The organism is Streptomyces auratus (genome assembly GCF_050433025.1).
Taxonomy (GTDB): Bacteria; Actinomycetota; Actinomycetes; order Streptomycetales; family Streptomycetaceae; genus Streptomyces; species Streptomyces sioyaensis.
Genome location: NZ_JBNGCB010000003.1, coordinates 1,347,213 through 1,363,566, shown reverse-complemented (window position 1 = coordinate 1,363,566; position 16,354 = coordinate 1,347,213). Strand labels below are relative to the sequence as shown.

Genomic DNA, 16,354 nt, shown 5'->3' with positions numbered 1-16,354 from the left:
CAGGGATGACCGTGGTGTGACGGTTGTCCAAAGGTGCCGGTGATGCCGGTGAGGTGGCAACAGGGAGAGGAGCCGGGCGGCGGATGCGGGGCGACTACCAGCAGCTCGTGGACGAGATCTCGGCGGCACTCGGTGCCCCGGCGACGCTGGAGGACCGGGATTTCGGACTGATTGCGTTCGGGGCCCATGAGAGCGACGACGAGGTCATGGACCCGGTGCGCACCCGCTCGATCCTGCAGCGCCGTTCGTCGGCGGCCGTACGGGCCTGGTTCGAGGCGTTCGGGATCGCCCGCGCCAAGACGGCACTGCGCATCCCGCCCGACCCGGCCGCCGGCGTGTTCAAGGGGCGCATCTGTCTGCCCGTACGCCATCGCGGCATCGTGCACGGCTATGTCTGGCTGCTGGACGACGGGCATCTGACCGACCTCGAACTGGGCGGCCGGGGCGCGCCACCCGACCCGCGGATCGCGCAGGCGATGGAGACCGCGTCCCGGATCGGCGCCCTGCTGGCCGACGAGGCCCGCGCCGGGTCCGAACTCGGCGATCTGCTCCGGGAGTTGCTGGATGCGCCGGCCGCCGGACGGCCGGCCGCGGCGGCCGCGCTGCGCGATGCACTGCGGGACAGCCTGCGCTTCACCCCGGGCGTCCCGCTCACCCTGGTCGCGGTGCTGCCCTGGGACACCTCGGACACCGACACCGCGCCGCTGCCGGGCCTGCCGGGTCTGCTGGCCGCGTGCGCCCTGCCCGCGGGCGGCGGACCGGAAGGCGGCCCGGCCGCGGACGGGACACCGGCCGCCCCGCCCGGCAGTCCCGGCAGCGGCGCCACGGACCCACCGCGGCCCGCGGCGGCCGTCCCCTCCCTGGCCGCGCTGGTACGGCTGCGCTCGCCCGGGGCGCTCGCCCCGGCCCATGCGGTGGCCGAGCATCTGCTGCGCTCCCCGCGCGCGGGCGCGAGCCCGGCCGAGGCGGCGGCGCGGGGCGGCCCGGCGGCCGGCGGCGGCACCGCGAAGCCCGCGCCGCTCGGGCCGGGCGCCGCCGGAATCGGCGCCGGGACCAGCGAGTTGACCGCGCTGCCGGCCACCTGGCGGGAGGCGCTGGACGCGGCCCGCGCGGCCCTCGCCGAGCCCCGGCTGGGCCCGATCACCCAGTGGGACGCCATCGGCGCGTACCGCATGCTGACCACCCTGCCGAAGACCGCACCCGACCCGGTCATCGGCCCGCTGCTGACCCCCGCACACGCCGAACTCGCCCGCACCGCCGAGGTGTTCCTCGACTGCGCGGGCCAGGCGAGCCGGACCGCGCAGGTGCTGGGCATCCACCGCCAGACGCTCTACTACCGCCTGGGCCGGGTGGAGAAGCTCACCGGCCTCGACCTGGGCGACGGGGAGCACCGGCTGCTGCTGCACATGGCGCTCAAGGCGGCACGGCTGTGAGCCCGGCGTAGCCAGACGCCCCAGCACCGCCGGGGGCGGTCCGTCCTCGTCCTCGTGTACGGGGTTCACCATTCCCGGCGCCCCGCCCACGCGGGGCGTGCCAGTTGTCCGGATTCGCGTATTGCCCACCCAGGCCACGGCTGCCAGGCTCGCCGCATCCACCCACCCGAACGGGGGGACACCCATGTCCCGGTTCGCCACGATCCGCCACGCCCTGATCGCGACCGCGCTCGCCGCATCCACCCTCACCGTCGCCGCCCCGGCCGCCACCGCCGCGCCCGCCACCTGCTCTCCCACCTGGAAGCAGCAGGGCGCCGCCGGGAACGTCTACCTCCACGACGACACCACCAACACCACCACCTACGTCGGCCAGATCGCCGAGGAGTACGACTACTGCGGCCACGTCCGCTCCCACTTCCAGTGGTCGTACTGGTTCCGCACGCAGGCCCATCGCGGCGTCACCGGAGCGTGGGACAGCACCTTCCTGGCCAGCAAGTCCGGCTATAACGACCAGACGTGGAACGTCGGCTCCCTGGATGCCGCCGACGTGTACGCCCCCAGCGCGTCCGGCCGGTCGATCTGGGACGACTCCTTCATCACGTGGACCTCCAGCACCGAGGTCCGCTTCACCTTCTGGAACGGCACCAGCTACTGCGACGCCCGCTCGGACACGCACGACTACCACGGCACCAACCTGGGCGGCGCCCGCCCGTGCACCGTCTCGTACAGCTCCTGAGCCGCCCCCGGGCACGGAAACGGGCGCACCCGCAGACACTCGGGTGCGCCCGGCCGGCAGACGGCCGCGAAGCGGCTGTTTTCGCGGCGGCACCGGGCCCGCGTCCCCGCCGCGCCGTACGTCAGGCCGGCCCCGGCACGTCCCCCGTGGTGACCCGGCGCAGCGCCGCGGCGAGGTCCCGGCCGGTGGGCATCCGGTCCGGGGTGAGCAGCGACTGGACCATCAGGCCGGTGAGCAGGGCCCGGTAGAAGGAGCCGACGACGCGCACCGTCTCGGGGTCGGCCTCGGTGTCCGGCACCCCTTCGAACGCCGCGACGAGTTCCTCGCCGCCCTCCGGGAGCACCTCTCCGATGGCCTCGCGCAGTCCCGCGTCGCGCGGCAGCAGCCCCAGCACCTCGACCTGTGCGGCGATGAACTGCGGTTCCGTGGCGATCCGTTGCAGCACCCGGTCCCAGACCGCGGCGAAGCGGCCCAGCGGGTCCGCGTCCCGCTCCGCCTCGTCGCCGGCGGCCGGCATCCGGGCGAGGCCCGCGCCCCACTCCTCGGTGGACGCGATGACCGCCTGGCGCATCAGGGCATCCTTGGAGCCGTAGTGGTAGCCGATGGAGGCGAGGTTGGCGCCGGAGGCGGCCACGATGTCGCGGGCGGTGGTGCGCGCATAGCCCTTCTCCAGGAGACAGCGTTTGGCGCCCTCCAGGAGATCTTCACGGTGTCCCATGAAGCGAGCCTAACGCTGCGCATACGCACGTATGAGACGTCCGTACACACTCGCCGCGCCGCCCTGACGGTGTGCGGGCGGAGGCCGCATGCTCGACCGCGGCCTCCGCCGCTCCCCCGGCCCGGGGCACCCCACCCGGTTACCGGAGCCGGTCGGGCCCGGATCCCTCTCCCGGGTCCGTGCCTTCGTCGGTCTCGGGCGTCTGCTCCGTGCGGCGCCGGGCGTCCTTGTCGTCCGGGCCGCCCGGCCCCGACCGCGTCCCGGCGCCCGCCCCGGCCAGCGGCCCGTCGACCAGCTTGTTGCGCTCACCTGGCGTCCGCCCCGGGGAGCCGCCGCCCGCCGGGGGCCGGGCCCCGGCGTCCTTCGTCCCGGCCGCGCCCGCACCGGACGCCGTGCCCGCCGCGTCCGGGCCCTGGGCGGACGCGGTGTCGGCGGGCGGCGGCGCCTCCGCGGCGGCGTCCTCCGGTCCTCCCGGGCCGGACGCACCCGGCCGGGGCATCCCGTAGTGGCGATAGAGCTCGGCTTCCTCGGAGGGGTCCAGATGGCCGTCGACGTCGATCCGCGGCGCCGCCTTGATGGTGTGCTTGTCGTGCGGAACATGCAGCTCGTCGCCGGTCCGGCGGGCCCCGGCGAGCGGAATGAAGGTCTCCTTCATGCCGAACAGCCCGGTACGCACCGTGATCCACTCGGGTTCGTTGGTGGCATCGTCCCGGTAGACCTGCTGGACCTTGCCCACCTTCGTGCCGTCCGCATCGACCACCTGCAGACCGGTCAGGCTCTGCGGGGCGTCACCCAGAGGTGCATTCATGGCGTCCGCTCTCCTTCCGCACGCACCGGCCGGGGCACGCGCAGTACCCATTGCGCGACGCACACCCCTCCGCAGCGACTCGGGAGGACCGCCGGCCCGGGGCGACGGCGGTCCCACGGCGGCGCTTCCGGCCTCCACACCCCCACCCTCCGATACGCCATTCGGGTGAATGGTGGACCCGTCGGAGATCACCGGGCGCCGGGTCGCGCACCCCCGCCGCGCCCGTACGATGCCGGCACGCCAACGGGCCCGCACCCCGCCGAAGCGGAATACGGGCCCGTTGACCTGCGAAAACCTACGATCAGTCGCCGAGGTTCACCGCGCGCACCGAGGTCGCGCCGATCTCCTCACCGATCTCGGCGAGCACATTCGGCGGAATGGTGTCGTCGACGGTCAGCGCGACCAGCGCCTCGCCACCGACATCGGCCCGGGAGACCTGCATCCCGCCGATGTTGATGCCCGCCTCGCCCAGGATCCGGCCGACGGTGCCGACGACACCGGGGCGGTCGCTGTAGCGCATGAAGGCCATGTGGTCGGCGAGCGACAGGTCGATGGAGTGCTCACCGACCGCGACGATCTTCTGGATGTTCTTGTGGCCGGCCAGCGTGCCGGAGATCGACACCTCGTCGCCGCCCGCGAGGGTGCCGCGCACGGTGACCACATTGCGGTGCTCGGGCGACTCGCTGCTGGTCGTCAGCCGCACCTCCACGCCACGCTCCTGCGCGAACAGCGGGGCGTTGACGTACGACACCGTCTCGTCGACGACGTCCTCGAAGACGCCCTTGAGCGCGGAGAGTTCCAGCACCTTCACGTCGTGCTGGGTGATCTCGCCGTACACCTCGACGTCGAGGCGCATCGCGACCTCGCCGGCCAGCGCGGTGAAGATCCGGCCGAGCCGCTCGGCCAGCGGCAGGCCCGGCTTGACGTCCTCGGCGATCACTCCGCCCTGGACGTTGACCGCGTCCGGCACCAGCTCACCGGCGAGCGCGAGGCGCACCGACTTGGCGACCGCGATACCGGCCTTCTCCTGCGCCTCACCGGTCGACGCGCCCAGGTGCGGGGTGGCGACGACCTGGTCGAACTCGAACAGCGGGGAGTCCGTGCAGGGCTCGACGGCGTAGACGTCCAGGCCCGCGCCGGCCACCCGGCCCTCCTTGAGGGCAGTGGCCAGCGCCGCCTCGTCGACGATCCCGCCGCGCGCGGCGTTGACGATCCGGACCGACGGCTTGACCTTGTTCAGCGCCTCGTCGCCGATGAGACCGACGGTCTCGGGCGTCTTGGGGAGGTGCACGGTGATGAAGTCGGAGACCGCGAGCAGCTCGTCGAGGGTCAGCAGCTTGACGCCCATCTGCGCGGCACGGGCCGGCTGGACGTACGGGTCGTAGGCGACGACCTTCATACCGAACGCCGACATCCGCTGGGCGACCAGCACGCCGATCCGGCCGAGGCCGACCACACCGAGGGTCTTCTCGCTGAGCTCGACGCCGGTGTACTTGCTGCGCTTCCACTCGCCATTCTTCAGGGCAGTGTTGGCCTGCGGGATGTTGCGGGCCGTGGCGACCAGCAGACCGCAGGCGAGCTCGGCGGCGGTGACGATGTTGGAGGTCGGGGCGTTGACGACCATCACGCCGGCCTTGGTGGCGGCGGAGACGTCGACGTTGTCCAGGCCCACACCCGCGCGGGCGACGACCCGCAGCTTCTTGGCGGCGGTGATGGCCTCGGCGTCGATCTTCGTCGCACTGCGCACGAGGACGGCATCGACATCGACGATGGCGGGGAGCAGCTCGGCGCGGTCCGCGCCGTTGCAGTGCCGGATCTCGAAGTCCGGCCCGAGGGCGTCGACGGTGGCGGGCGACAGCTCTTCGGCGATGAGTACGACAGGTTTCGAGCTCACGTGGTCTTCAGTCCTCACTAGTCCTTCGCGGACGGCCGTCCCGACGGCCGAAGGCGGTGAAGGGGGAAAGCCGCGTGGAAGACGCACGACGCTGTGAGCCTGACGCGCTTGTGCATTGCAGTGTAGTGGCGGTGGGGGGTTCGTCCTGCGCCGCTGCGGAAGGGTCACCCGTGCGTGGTTCTACGCGGCGGACAAGGCGCCGCTGCGCGGCGCAACGGACGAGGGGGCCACGGCCTGCGCCGCGACCCCCTGTCCCTGGCTTACGCCTCGTCGTCCACCCAGCTCATGAGCTTGCGGAGCTTCTTGCCCGTGGTCTCCAGCAGGTGGTCCTCGTCGGCCTTCTTGTACTCGTTGTACTTCGGCAGACCGGCGTTGTACTCGGCCATCCAGTTGTTGGCGAAGGTGCCGTCCTGGATCTCGGCGAGCACCTTCTTCATCTCGGCCTTGGTTTGGTCGGTGATGATGCGGGGGCCGGTGACGTAGTCGCCCCACTCGGCGGTCTCGGAGACCGACCAGCGCATCTTCTCCAGGCCGCCCTCGTACATGAGGTCCACGATCAGCTTCAGCTCGTGGAGGCACTCGAAGTACGCGATCTCCGGCTGGTAGCCCGCCTCGACCAGGGTCTCGAAGCCGGCCTTGACCAGCGCCGAGGCGCCACCGCAGAGCACGGCCTGCTCACCGAACAGGTCGGTCTCGGTCTCCTCGGTGAAGGTGGTCTTGATGACGCCGGCGCGGGTGCCGCCGATGCCCTTGGCGTACGAGAGCGCCAGCGCGAAGGCCTTGCCGGACGCGTCCTGCTCGACGGCCGCGATGCACGGCACGCCGCGGCCCTCTTCGTACTGGCGGCGCACGAGGTGGCCCGGGCCCTTGGGGGCGACCATGCACACGTCGACGTTGGCCGGGGCCTTGATGAAGCCGAAGCGGACGTTCAGACCGTGGCCGAAGAACAGCGCGTCGCCGTCCTTGAGGTGGTCCTTGATGGACTCCTCGTAGACCTTCGCCTGGATCGGGTCCGGCACCAGGATCATGATGACGTCGGCCTCGGCCGCCGCCTCGGCCGGCGTGACCACGCGCAGGCCCTGCTCCTCGGCCTTGGCCTTGGACTTGGAGCCCTCGTGCAGACCGACGCGCACATCGACGCCCGAGTCCCGCAGCGACAGCGCGTGGGCGTGGCCCTGGCTGCCGTAGCCGATGACCGCGACCTTGCGGTTCTGGATGATGGACAGGTCGGCATCGTCGTCATAGAACAGCTCGGCCACTTCGGGTCTCTCCTTGGATCTAGCGGGTGCCCACACAGTACGTCGGGCGGGGCGGGGAAGGGCGGTGGGTCTCGCCATGCGGTCCATGTGCACCGCGGCGGGGGTCAGGCGGAACGGTCCAGGGCACGCAGCGAGCGGTCGGTGATGGACCGGGCGCCACGGCCTATGGCGATCGTGCCGGACTGGACGAGTTCCTTGATGCCGAACGGCTCCAGCATCTTGAGCATCGCCTCCAGCTTCTCACTCGACCCGGTGGCCTCGATGGTGACGGCCTCCGGGGAGACGTCGACGGTCTTGGCGCGGAAGAGCTGGACGATCTCGACGATCTGCGAGCGGGTCTCGTTGTCGGCGCGGACCTTCACCAGGACCAGCTCGCGCTGGATCGCGGAGCCCGGCTCCAGCTCGACGATCTTCAGGACGTTGACGAGCTTGTTGAGCTGCTTGGTGACCTGCTCCAGCGGCAGCGACTCGACGCTGACCACGATGGTGATGCGGGAGATGTCGGGGTGCTCGGTGACCCCGACCGCGAGCGAGTCGATGTTGAAGCCGCGGCGGGAGAACAGGGCGGCGATCCGGGCGAGGATGCCGGGGGTGTTCTCCACCAGGACGGAGAGCGTGTGCTTGGACATGGTCTTCTCTCTTCTTCCGTGCGTCCGTGTCGTCCTGGGTCAGTCGTCTTCGTTGTCGCCGAAGTCGGGACGCACGCCCCGGGCGGCCATGACCTCGTCGTTGGAGGTCCCGGCGGCGACCATCGGCCACACCTGGGCGTCCTCGTGGACGATGAAGTCGATCACGACCGGGCGGTCGTTGATGGCATTGGCCTTGGCGATGACCGCGTCCAGCTCGGCCGGGTCCTCGCAGCGCATCGCGACACAGCCCATCGCCTCGGACAGCTTCACGAAGTCCGGGACGCGGGTGCCGCCGCTGGCCTTGCCCGCCGTCACGAGCCCGTTGGACTCGGGGCCGGAGTGCAGCACGGTGTTGGAGTAGCGCTGGTTGTAGAAGAGGGTCTGCCACTGGCGGACCATGCCCAGCGCACCGTTGTTGATGATCGCGACCTTGATCGGGATGTTGTTCAGCGCGCAGGTGACCAGCTCCTGGTTGGTCATCTGGAAGCAGCCGTCGCCGTCGATCGCCCAGACCGTACGGTCCGGCTGCCCGGCCTTGGCACCCATGGCGGCGGGGACGGCGTAGCCCATCGTGCCGGCGCCACCGGAGTTCAGCCAGGTCGAGGGCTTTTCGTAGTCGATGAAGTGGGCGGCCCACATCTGGTGCTGGCCGACGCCCGCGGCGTAGATGGTGTCGGCCGGGGCGAGCTCGCCGATCCGCTGGATGACCTGCTGCGGGGAGAGGGTGCCGTCGTCCGGCAGGTCGTAGCCCAGCGGGTAGGTGTCGCGCCAGCGGTTGAGGTCCTTCCACCAGGCGCTGTAGTCGCCCCGGTGGCCGGCGTCGTGCTCGGCCTGGACGGCGACGATCAGATCGGCGATGACCTCGCGGGCGTCACCGACGATCGGCACGTCCGCGGCGCGGTTCTTGCCGATCTCCGCCGGGTCGATGTCCGCGTGCACGACCTTGGCGTACGGCGCGAACGAGTCCAGCTTGCCGGTGACCCGGTCGTCGAAGCGGGCGCCGAGGGTGATCAGCAGGTCCGACTTCTGCAGTGCGGTGACGGCGGTGACCGAACCGTGCATCCCCGGCATGCCGACGTGCTGCGGGTGGCTGTCGGGGAAGGAGCCCAGCGCCATCAGGGTGGTGGTGACGGGGGCGCCGGTCAGCTCGGCGAGCACCCTCAGCTCGGTGGTGGCGCCGGCCTTCATCACCCCGCCGCCGACGTAGAGGACCGGGCGCTTGGACTCGACGATCAGCCGGGCGGCCTCGCGGATCTGCTTGGCGTGCGGCTTGGTCACCGGGCGGTAGCCGGGGAGCTCGGTGTGCGGCGGCCAGGCGAAGGTGGTCTGCGCCTGGAGCGCGTCCTTGGCGATGTCGACCAGGACCGGGCCGGGCCGGCCGGTGGCCGCGATGTGGAACGCCTCGGCGATCGTCCGGGGGATCTCGGCGGGGTCGGTGACCAGGAAGTTGTGCTTGGTGATCGGCATCGTGATGCCGCAGATGTCCGCCTCCTGGAAGGCGTCCGTACCGATCGCCTTGGACGCGACCTGGCCGGTGATCGCCACCAGCGGGACGGAGTCCATGTGGGCGTCGGCGATCGGCGTGACGAGGTTGGTGGCACCCGGGCCCGAGGTCGCCATGCAGACGCCGACCTTGCCGGTGGCCTGCGCGTATCCCGTGGCCGCATGGCCGGCGCCCTGCTCGTGGCGCACCAGGACGTGCCGGACCTTCGAGGAGTCCATCATCGGGTCGTACGCAGGAAGGATCGCGCCGCCGGGAATGCCGAACACGGTGTCGGCCCCGACCTCCTCGAGCGAACGGATCAGGGACTGCGCGCCCGTGACGTGCTCGACGGCGGGCTGCTGCGGTCCGCCGGAGGTACGGGCCCGCGGCTGCGGATGGTGGGCCCCGGAGGCCTGCTCGGTCATCTGCGTCTCTTCTCGAAGCTGAGGGTTTTGACGGATTTGTGAGGTTGCTGTGCAACAAAAAACCCCCCGTGCCAGGTGGCAAGCGAGGGGAGCGCGTCGGTGCGGTTAGCCGGGTTTCGTCAGTGACCCGGCCTCAGCCGACGCGCTTTCCAAGTACGAGAATTCGGGTGCGCATGGCACAGACCCTCCCCCCGCCGTGCACCGGGTGTCAAGTGGGTGGGACGGAGGTCTCACTATTTGAGCGCAATGGCGGATGCACGATCGATTCCGGGCCCGCCGGGCCGCCCTGGCGTGCGGGCAGTCCGCTGCCGGTGAGCACCACCGCCCGGCCCTGGACCGCGACGTCCGGCACCGGATAGTGGGCGTGCGTCAGGGACCGCCGCAGCCGGTGTTCGTCGAGCGGCCCGGAGAAGGCCGTGCCCATGCCGTGGGTGCAGCCCATCGAGCGCAGCGCGAGCACCTGCTCGGGCAGATCGACGCCGTCCGCGACGGACTGCATGCCCAGGTCTCCGGCGATCCGCAGCAGCCCTGCGGTGATCTTGTGCAGCCGGGCGGACTCCACCACGCCGTCGACCAGCCCGCGGTCCAGCCGCAGGACGTCGACGGGGAGCCTGCGCAGCGCGCTGATCGCGGCGACTCCGCTGCCGAAGCCGTCCAGGGCGATCCGTACGCCGAGCCGGCGCAGCGCGACCAGCCGGCGCTCCAGGTCGTCCAGCGGAATGCGCGGATCGCTTTCGGACAGCTCCAGGACGAGCGCGCGCGAGGGCAGGCCGTGCCGGGTGAGCAGCGACTCCACGCCCTTGGGGGACAGCGCCTGGTCCAGCAGCCGGCGGGCCGGGAGCCGGACCGCGACCGGGACCGGATAGCCGGCGCGGTGGCGGGCCGAGGCCTGCTCGACGGCCGCCTCCAGCTGCCAGCGGTCCAGCTCCGCGGCGCGGTCGCCGTCGTCCTCCGTGAAGCGTCCGCGGTCGCCGACCCGCAGGAACTCCGCCGGGGTGAAGAAGATGCCCTGGGCGGAGCGCCAGCGGGCGTGCGCCGCGACCGCGGTGACCCGTCCGCTCGCCAGCTCCACCACCGGCTGGTGCAGCAGCGAGAAGGCGCCGTCGTGCAGGGCCGTACGGAGCTTGGTGGCGAGCTCGGCACGGTGTGCCACCTCGGTCTGCATCTGCGGGGCGTACAGCTCCACCCGGCCCTTGCCGGCCTGCTTGGCGCGGTACATCGCGAGGTCCGCGTTGCGCAGCAGGCCCGCGGGGCTGACGCCGGGCTCGGCGAAGGCCACCCCGATGCTGGCCGCCACCCGCACCTCACGGCCGTCGATGCGGTAGGGATCGGAGAGCCGGATGCGCAGCCGGTCGGCGATCTCGTGGATCCGGAACTCGCGGGCGGCCAGGTCGCGGGTGCCGTCGCCGGTGATCAGCGCGGCGAACTCGTCGCCGCCCAGCCGGGCCGCTATGTCCCCGGCGCGCACCGAGTCACCGAGCCGGCGGGCGGCCTGGATCAGCAGCTCGTCACCCGCCTGGTGCCCGATGGTGTCGTTGACCTGCTTGAAGCCGTCGAGGTCGATGTAGAGCACGGCGGTGTCGAGGTCGCTGGCGCGGCGGCCGGTGACGGCCTGGGTGACGCGTTCGGTGAACAGGGCGCGGTTGGGCAGGTCGGTGAGTGCGTCGTGCGAGGCGTTGTGCTGGAGCTGGGCCTGCAGCCGGACGCGTTCGGTGACGTCGCGGGAGTTGAAGATCAGGCCGCCGTGGTGGCGGTTGACCGTGGACTCGACGTTCAGCCAGCCGTCACCACCGGAGCGCTGTTCGCCGGCGCGGAAGCGGCATTCGATCCGGGTGGTCGGCTCGTCCTCGGGGGCGGCGGCGAGGAATCTGCGGACCTCGTGCACCACCCGGCCCAGGTCCTCGGGGTGGATCAGCGATGCCAGTTCGGAGCCGACCAGCTCCTCGGCGTCGCGCCCGTAGACACCGGCGGCGGCGGGGCTGACGTAGCGCAGCACACCGGTCGGGGCGGCGATCATGATGACGTCGCTGGAGCCCTGCACCAGGGAGCGGAAGTGGTTCTCCTTCTGCGCCAGTTCCTGGGTGAGGGTGATGTTGTCGAGCAGCATGATGCCCTGGCGGACGACCAGCGCGAGGACGACCGTGCAGCCGGTGAACAGCACCACGCGGTCGATGCGCCGCCCGTCCAGGACGTTGGTGAGGATGCCCAGCGTGCAGACCGCGGCGGCGAGGTACGGGGTCAGCGCGGCGAGCGAGCCGGCGATGGGACGGCTGCCGTGCGGCGGGATCCGGCGCGCGGCGGGCCTGGACTCCTCCTGGGCGGTCTCGTCGCCCGCGCGACGGGCGACCCAGGGCGCGTACGCGAGCAGTATCGAGCCGGCGAACCATCCGGCGTCCAGGATCTGGCCGGAGCGGTAGTGCTCGCGCAGCAGCGGGGAGCTGAACAGGGCGTCGCACAGCACCGTCAGCGCCAGCGCCGCGACCGCGGTGTTGATCGCCGAGCGGTGCACCGAGGAGCGCCGGAAGTGCAGCACGAGCACCATGCTCACCAGCACGATGTCCAGCAGCGGATAGGCCAGCGACAGCGCGCTCTGCGCCACGCTGCGGCCCTGGAAATGGGCGGTGTGGGCGAGCGCGAGGCTCCATGAGAGGGTGACCAGCGAGCCGGCGATCAGCCAGGAGTCGAGCCCCAGGCAGACCCAACCGGCCCTGGTCACTGGCCTCTTGGCGAGCACCAGCAGACCGACGATGGCCGGTGGGGCGAACAGCAGGAAGCAGAAGTCGGCCAAGGAGGGGCTGGGTACCGTGGTCCCCTCGATGACCTCGTACCAGCCCCATACGCCGTTGCCGAGGCCGGCCATCCCTGAGGAGGCGGCGAACAGCATCCAGGCGGGGCGGAAGCGGGTGCGCCGCTTGCGGGCGTACAGACCGCAGGAGACGGCCGCCAGCAGCGCCGCGAAGCTGAGGCCGAAGTCCCCCATGAACGCCGCGACTTCGGGCGACCCCCAGCCGAACGCTGCGCCGACGGCATAGCCGCCGCACACCACGGCGAGGACGATCTGCGGGACCGTGCTCGGCGGACTGCCGGCCGGTGCCGGCGGCCGGGAGAGCATCGCCCCGGGGGCGCTCACCGGATTCTCCTGCTCACCCGTACCGGGCGGCGTCGCGAGCGGCGCTCCTGGGGGCCTCGCAGTATTCCCGCGGGCGCTCGTGGATCGTGCTTCTCGCGAATCGTCCATCGGCCGTACATCGCCCGTCGCCCCCCTCGAGTCCCGGATCCTTCGCACGCGCCGTGTCCCTCCCGGCGTCGTCCCCGCTCGGGACGATACACCAGTTCCGTCACTCAGGGACATAGCCTCTCTACGGAGCGTGACTAGGGGCGGAAGAGTGCCTACTCCCCGCAGTCTTACGGACTCGTAGCGCTACTCGCGACCGCTTCAGCCGGCGGTCGCGACCACGTTCCGCAAGGGCTCTCCGGCCGCGAAAAGCGTCAACTGATCACGCAGCAGCCGCTTCGCACGGGGCAGAAAGGCAGAGCTGGGGCCGCCGACGTGTGGAGTGAGGAGCACGCCGGGAGCGTGCCACAGCGGGTGCCCGGCGGGCAGGGGTTCCGGATCGGTGACATCGAGCGCCGCACGCAGCCGCCCGGACCGGAGTTCGGTGAGGAGTGCCGCGGTGTCGACGATCCCGCCGCGCGCGATGTTCACCAGCAGTGCGCCGTCCTTCATCCGCGCCAGAAAATCGCCTCCGACCAGGCCACGCGTCGCTTCGGTGAGCGGAGCCGCGAGCACGACGACGTCCGCGTCGGGCAGGAGGGCGGACAGGTCGGAGAGTGGATGCACGGGGCCGCGCACAGTGTCACGCGCGGTGCGTGCGATGCGCGCCACCCGCGCACACTCAAAAGGTGTGAGCCGGTCTTCGATGGCACTGCCGATCGAACCATAGCCCACAATGAGGACCGATTTGTCGGCAAGCGCCGGCCGGACGTCCGGCCGCCACTCCCCCGCGTCCTGGCTCCGTACGAAGTCGGGAACGCCGCGCAGCGCCGCGAGGATCAGCGTGAGCGCGAGCTCCGCGGTGCTGGCGTCGTGCAGTCCGCGGGCGTTGCACAGCTGGGTGCCCGACGGCATCCGGGACAGCCCCGGCAGCATGTCGTCGACACCGGCCGTGAGGGTCTGCACCACCCGCACCCGGCTCATCCGGGACAGCGGGCGCAGGCTCACCCCCGTGCCCTTCATATAGGGGACCGCATAGAAGACGCACCGCTCCGGGTCGGCCGGGAAGTCGAGGCCGGCGTCCCAGTGGAGGTAGCGGAGGCCGGCGGGGAGGCCCTCGATCTCGTCGGGCGGGATCGGGAGCCATACGTCGTGCGCCTCGGTGCGCTGGTCTGCGGTTGCCATGACCGCAGGCTATGCGAAGAGATGTTCTGCTCAGACGTTAGTTTGGTCAGGCCCTTGACCGGGGGCGAGGGGATGGAGGCACAACCAGGTGGAGCGCAGGACAATCGGTGCGGCGGCCCTCGAAGTGGGCGCCATCGGACTCGGCTGTATGCCGATGAGCTGGGGGTACACCGAGTCGCAGCGCAGCTTGGACAGCTCGCTGCGAGCCGTGCACACCGCGCTGGACCGGGGGTGCAGCCTGCTCGACACCGCCGACATGTACGGCCCGTTCACCAATGAGCTGCTGGTGGGGCGGGTGCTCAAGGAGCGGCGGGCGGAGGCGTTCGTCTCGACCAAGTGCGGTCTGCTGGTGGGGGAAGCGCACATCGTCGCCAACGGGCGGCCCGGCTACGTCCGGCGGGCCTGCGACGCCTCGCTGCGGCGGCTGCAGACCGACCGTATCGACCTCTACCAGCTGCACCGGGCCGATCCCGAGGTGCCCATCGAGGAGACCTGGGGGGCGATGGCGGAGCTGGTGGCGGCCGGGAAGGTGCGATCGCTGGGGCTGTGCGCGGTGGGCGCGCGGGCAGTACGGCCGGCCCGCGCGGCCCGTACGGAGCGGCGGCCGGCCGGCGGCGGGCCGCGGCGCTCGCGGATGCACGACGGCACGCTGGCCCAACTGGAGCGCATCCAGCAGGTGTTCCCCGTCAGCAGTGTGCAGGCCGAGCTGTCGGTGTGGTCGCCGGAGGCGCTGGAGGCGCTGCTGCCGTGGTGCGAGTCGCGGGGTGTGGGCTTCCTGGCGGCGATGCCGCTGGGCAACGGCTATCTGACCGGCACCCTCACCCCGGGGCAGGGGTTCGAGCCGGAGGACATAAGAGCCCGTCACCCGCGCTTCACCGCCGAGATGATGGCCGCGAACCAGCCGGTGGTGGCCGGGCTGCGCCGGGTCGGCGCGCGCCACGGTGCGACGCCGGGGCAGGTGGCGCTGGCGTGGGTGCTGGCGCAGGGCCGGCATGTCGTCCCGGTACCGGGCACGAAGAAGGAACGCTGGGCCGCGCAGAACGCCAAGGCCGCGGCGCTGACGCTCACCCGCGAGGATCTGGCGGAGATCGCCTTGCTGCCGCCGGCGCGCGGGTCCTGGTACTAGCCGGCGCGCGGTCCTGGTACTAGGAGCCCCTCCGCAACCAGGGCCTGTCCGGCTCGCGGCGTACCCCCGGCTGCCTGCCCCCGGACACCCGCACTCGGCCGCCGGTCCGTGCCGGATCACGGCAGGTGGGAGTGGTTCAGGAGCGCCTGGGGTGCGGGCGTTGGAGCGCCTGGGGTGCGGGCGTTGTGCGGCGCGATGTGGTGTTCTTGTCCCGCCCTGCCGACGAGAGGACCCCGCCGTGGAACGCCGTACCCACACCGCCGTGTTGGCCGCCGCTTCGCTGCTCCTGGCAGCGGGCTGCTCGTCCGGTGGCGCGGCGCCGCACGGCGCCGGGACGTCCTCCGTCCCGGCGCAGAGCGGCGCCTCCCCGGGCGCCTCACCGTCGTCCGAGGCGCCGCCCGCCAAGGGCTCGGTGAAGGTGACCGCGACCCTGGTGACCGGGCTGAAGTCGCCCTGGGGCGTGGCGGTGCTGCCGGGCGGGGATCTGCTGGTCGGCTCCCGCGACACCGGGAAGGTCGTCCGGGTCTCGGCGAAGAACGGGAAGATCACCGAGCTGGGGTCGGTGCCGGGCGTGGACCCGGGCGGCGAGGGCGGGCTGCTGGGGATCGCGGTGTCCCCGTCGTTCGGCGCGGACCATCAGGTGTACGCGTACTTCACCACCGCGTCCGACAACCGCATCGCCCGCATGGTCTACGACGAGAAGCGCCCGCCGGGCAATCAGCTGGGCGCGCCCGACACGCTCTTCAAAGGCATTCCCAAGGGCGAGATCCACAACGGCGGCCGGATCGCCTTCGGCCCGGACAAGATGCTCTACGCCGGCACCGGCGAGACCGGCGACTCCGGGCTGGCCCAGGACAAGAAGTCCCCGGCCGGCAAGATCCTGCGGATGACGCCGGACGGCGAGCCGGTCCACGGCAACCCCGCGGCCGATTCGGTGGTGTACGACTACGGCCACCGCAATGTGCAGGGACTGGCCTGGGACGCCGACGACCGGCTGTGGGCCTCGGAGTTCGGCCAGGACACCTGGGACGAGCTCAACCTCATCGAGCCGGGCCGGAACTACGGCTGGCCCGAGGCCGAGGGCAAGGCCAAAGGCGCGGCGGCAGGCTCGGGGTTCGTGGACCCGGTCGAGGAGTGGCGGCCCGCGGTTGCCTCACCCAGCGGCATCGCGTACGCCAAGGGCTCGATCTGGATGGCCTCGCTGCGCGGCGAACGGCTGTGGCGGATCCCGCTGAACGGGACCAAGCCGGTGGCGGCCCCGCAGGCCTTTCTTCAGGGCACCTACGGGCGGCTGCGCACGGTGGTGGCGGCGGGCGACGGCACGTTGTGGCTGGTCACCAGCAACACGGACGGACGGGGCACGCCGCACAAGGGCGATGACCGGATCCTCCGCCTCAAGGTGAGCTGACGCGGCTGATCCCCTTTTCGGGCGACCTGCCTACAC

Annotated in this window: 12 protein-coding genes; 4 read left to right on the top strand and 8 right to left on the bottom strand. The window is 71.8% G+C overall.

Features of this window, described 5'->3' with window-relative positions; translation table 11 throughout:
• Positions 1–83: 83 nt before the first annotated feature.
• The gene (locus BKA18_RS25675) at positions 84–1,433 is read left to right on the top strand and encodes a PucR family transcriptional regulator (protein ID WP_366048797.1); all 1,350 of its coding nucleotides are present in this window, start codon (positions 84–86) and stop codon (positions 1,431–1,433) included.
• A gap of 184 nt (positions 1,434–1,617) precedes the next feature.
• Positions 1,618–2,169, top strand: a complete 552-nt coding sequence (locus BKA18_RS25670) for a hypothetical protein (RefSeq protein ID WP_366048798.1) — start codon at positions 1,618–1,620, stop codon at positions 2,167–2,169.
• Positions 2,170–2,290: 121 nt separating this feature from the next.
• Here BKA18_RS25670 and BKA18_RS25665 read toward each other — a convergent pair whose 3' ends face one another.
• The 8 genes from BKA18_RS25665 to BKA18_RS25630 form a co-directional block, all read right to left on the bottom strand.
• Positions 2,291–2,887 carry a TetR/AcrR family transcriptional regulator gene (locus BKA18_RS25665; RefSeq protein WP_366048799.1) on the bottom strand — a complete coding sequence of 199 codons (597 nt, stop codon included), beginning with the start codon at positions 2,885–2,887 and terminating at the stop codon, positions 2,291–2,293.
• 139 nt (positions 2,888–3,026) lie between these two features.
• Positions 3,027–3,695: a PRC-barrel domain-containing protein gene (locus BKA18_RS25660; protein WP_429638630.1), complete on the bottom strand. Its 669-nt coding sequence runs from the start codon at positions 3,693–3,695 to the stop codon at positions 3,027–3,029.
• A gap of 301 nt (positions 3,696–3,996) precedes the next feature.
• Complete coding sequence (gene serA / locus BKA18_RS25655) at positions 3,997–5,589, bottom strand: phosphoglycerate dehydrogenase (protein WP_366048800.1); 1,593 nt, start codon at positions 5,587–5,589, stop codon at positions 3,997–3,999.
• 260 nt (positions 5,590–5,849) lie between these two features.
• Complete coding sequence (ilvC, locus tag BKA18_RS25650) at positions 5,850–6,848, bottom strand: ketol-acid reductoisomerase (RefSeq protein WP_006602924.1); 999 nt, start codon at positions 6,846–6,848, stop codon at positions 5,850–5,852.
• Positions 6,849–6,952: 104 nt separating this feature from the next.
• On the bottom strand, positions 6,953–7,477 hold the full coding sequence (ilvN, locus tag BKA18_RS25645) for an acetolactate synthase small subunit (RefSeq protein ID WP_006602925.1): 525 nt from the start codon (positions 7,475–7,477) through the stop codon (positions 6,953–6,955).
• Between the two features lie 39 nt (positions 7,478–7,516).
• Positions 7,517–9,385: an acetolactate synthase large subunit gene (locus tag BKA18_RS25640; protein ID WP_366045400.1), complete on the bottom strand. Its 1,869-nt coding sequence runs from the start codon at positions 9,383–9,385 to the stop codon at positions 7,517–7,519.
• Positions 9,386–9,593: 208 nt separating this feature from the next.
• Positions 9,594–12,515 carry a putative bifunctional diguanylate cyclase/phosphodiesterase gene (locus BKA18_RS25635; RefSeq protein ID WP_366045401.1) on the bottom strand — a complete coding sequence of 974 codons (2,922 nt, stop codon included), beginning with the start codon at positions 12,513–12,515 and terminating at the stop codon, positions 9,594–9,596.
• Between the two features lie 306 nt (positions 12,516–12,821).
• Complete coding sequence (locus BKA18_RS25630) at positions 12,822–13,784, bottom strand: 2-hydroxyacid dehydrogenase (protein ID WP_366045402.1); 963 nt, start codon at positions 13,782–13,784, stop codon at positions 12,822–12,824.
• Positions 13,785–13,872: 88 nt separating this feature from the next.
• Here BKA18_RS25630 and BKA18_RS25625 point away from each other — a divergent pair, with 88 nt between their 5' ends.
• Positions 13,873–14,910, top strand: coding sequence for an aldo/keto reductase (locus BKA18_RS25625; RefSeq protein ID WP_366045403.1), 1,038 nt, complete (start codon positions 13,873–13,875; stop codon positions 14,908–14,910).
• Positions 14,911–15,148: 238 nt separating this feature from the next.
• Positions 15,149–16,318: a PQQ-dependent sugar dehydrogenase gene (locus tag BKA18_RS25620; RefSeq protein ID WP_366045404.1), complete on the top strand. Its 1,170-nt coding sequence runs from the start codon at positions 15,149–15,151 to the stop codon at positions 16,316–16,318.
• The last annotated feature ends 36 nt before the right edge of the window (positions 16,319–16,354 follow it).

Coding starts and splice junctions, on each gene's coding strand:
- BKA18_RS25675 (WP_366048797.1), top strand. CDS start 84: ATGCGGGGCGACTACCAGCAGCTCGTGGACGAGATCTCGGCGGCACTC.
- BKA18_RS25640 (WP_366045400.1), bottom strand. CDS start 9,385: ATGACCGAGCAGGCCTCCGGGGCCCACCATCCGCAGCCGCGGGCCCGT.
- BKA18_RS25630 (WP_366045402.1), bottom strand. CDS start 13,784: ATGGCAACCGCAGACCAGCGCACCGAGGCGCACGACGTATGGCTCCCG.
- ilvN (WP_006602925.1), bottom strand. CDS start 7,477: ATGTCCAAGCACACGCTCTCCGTCCTGGTGGAGAACACCCCCGGCATC.
- BKA18_RS25665 (WP_366048799.1), bottom strand. CDS start 2,887: ATGGGACACCGTGAAGATCTCCTGGAGGGCGCCAAACGCTGTCTCCTG.
- BKA18_RS25670 (WP_366048798.1), top strand. CDS start 1,618: ATGTCCCGGTTCGCCACGATCCGCCACGCCCTGATCGCGACCGCGCTC.
- BKA18_RS25660 (WP_429638630.1), bottom strand. CDS start 3,695: ATGAATGCACCTCTGGGTGACGCCCCGCAGAGCCTGACCGGTCTGCAG.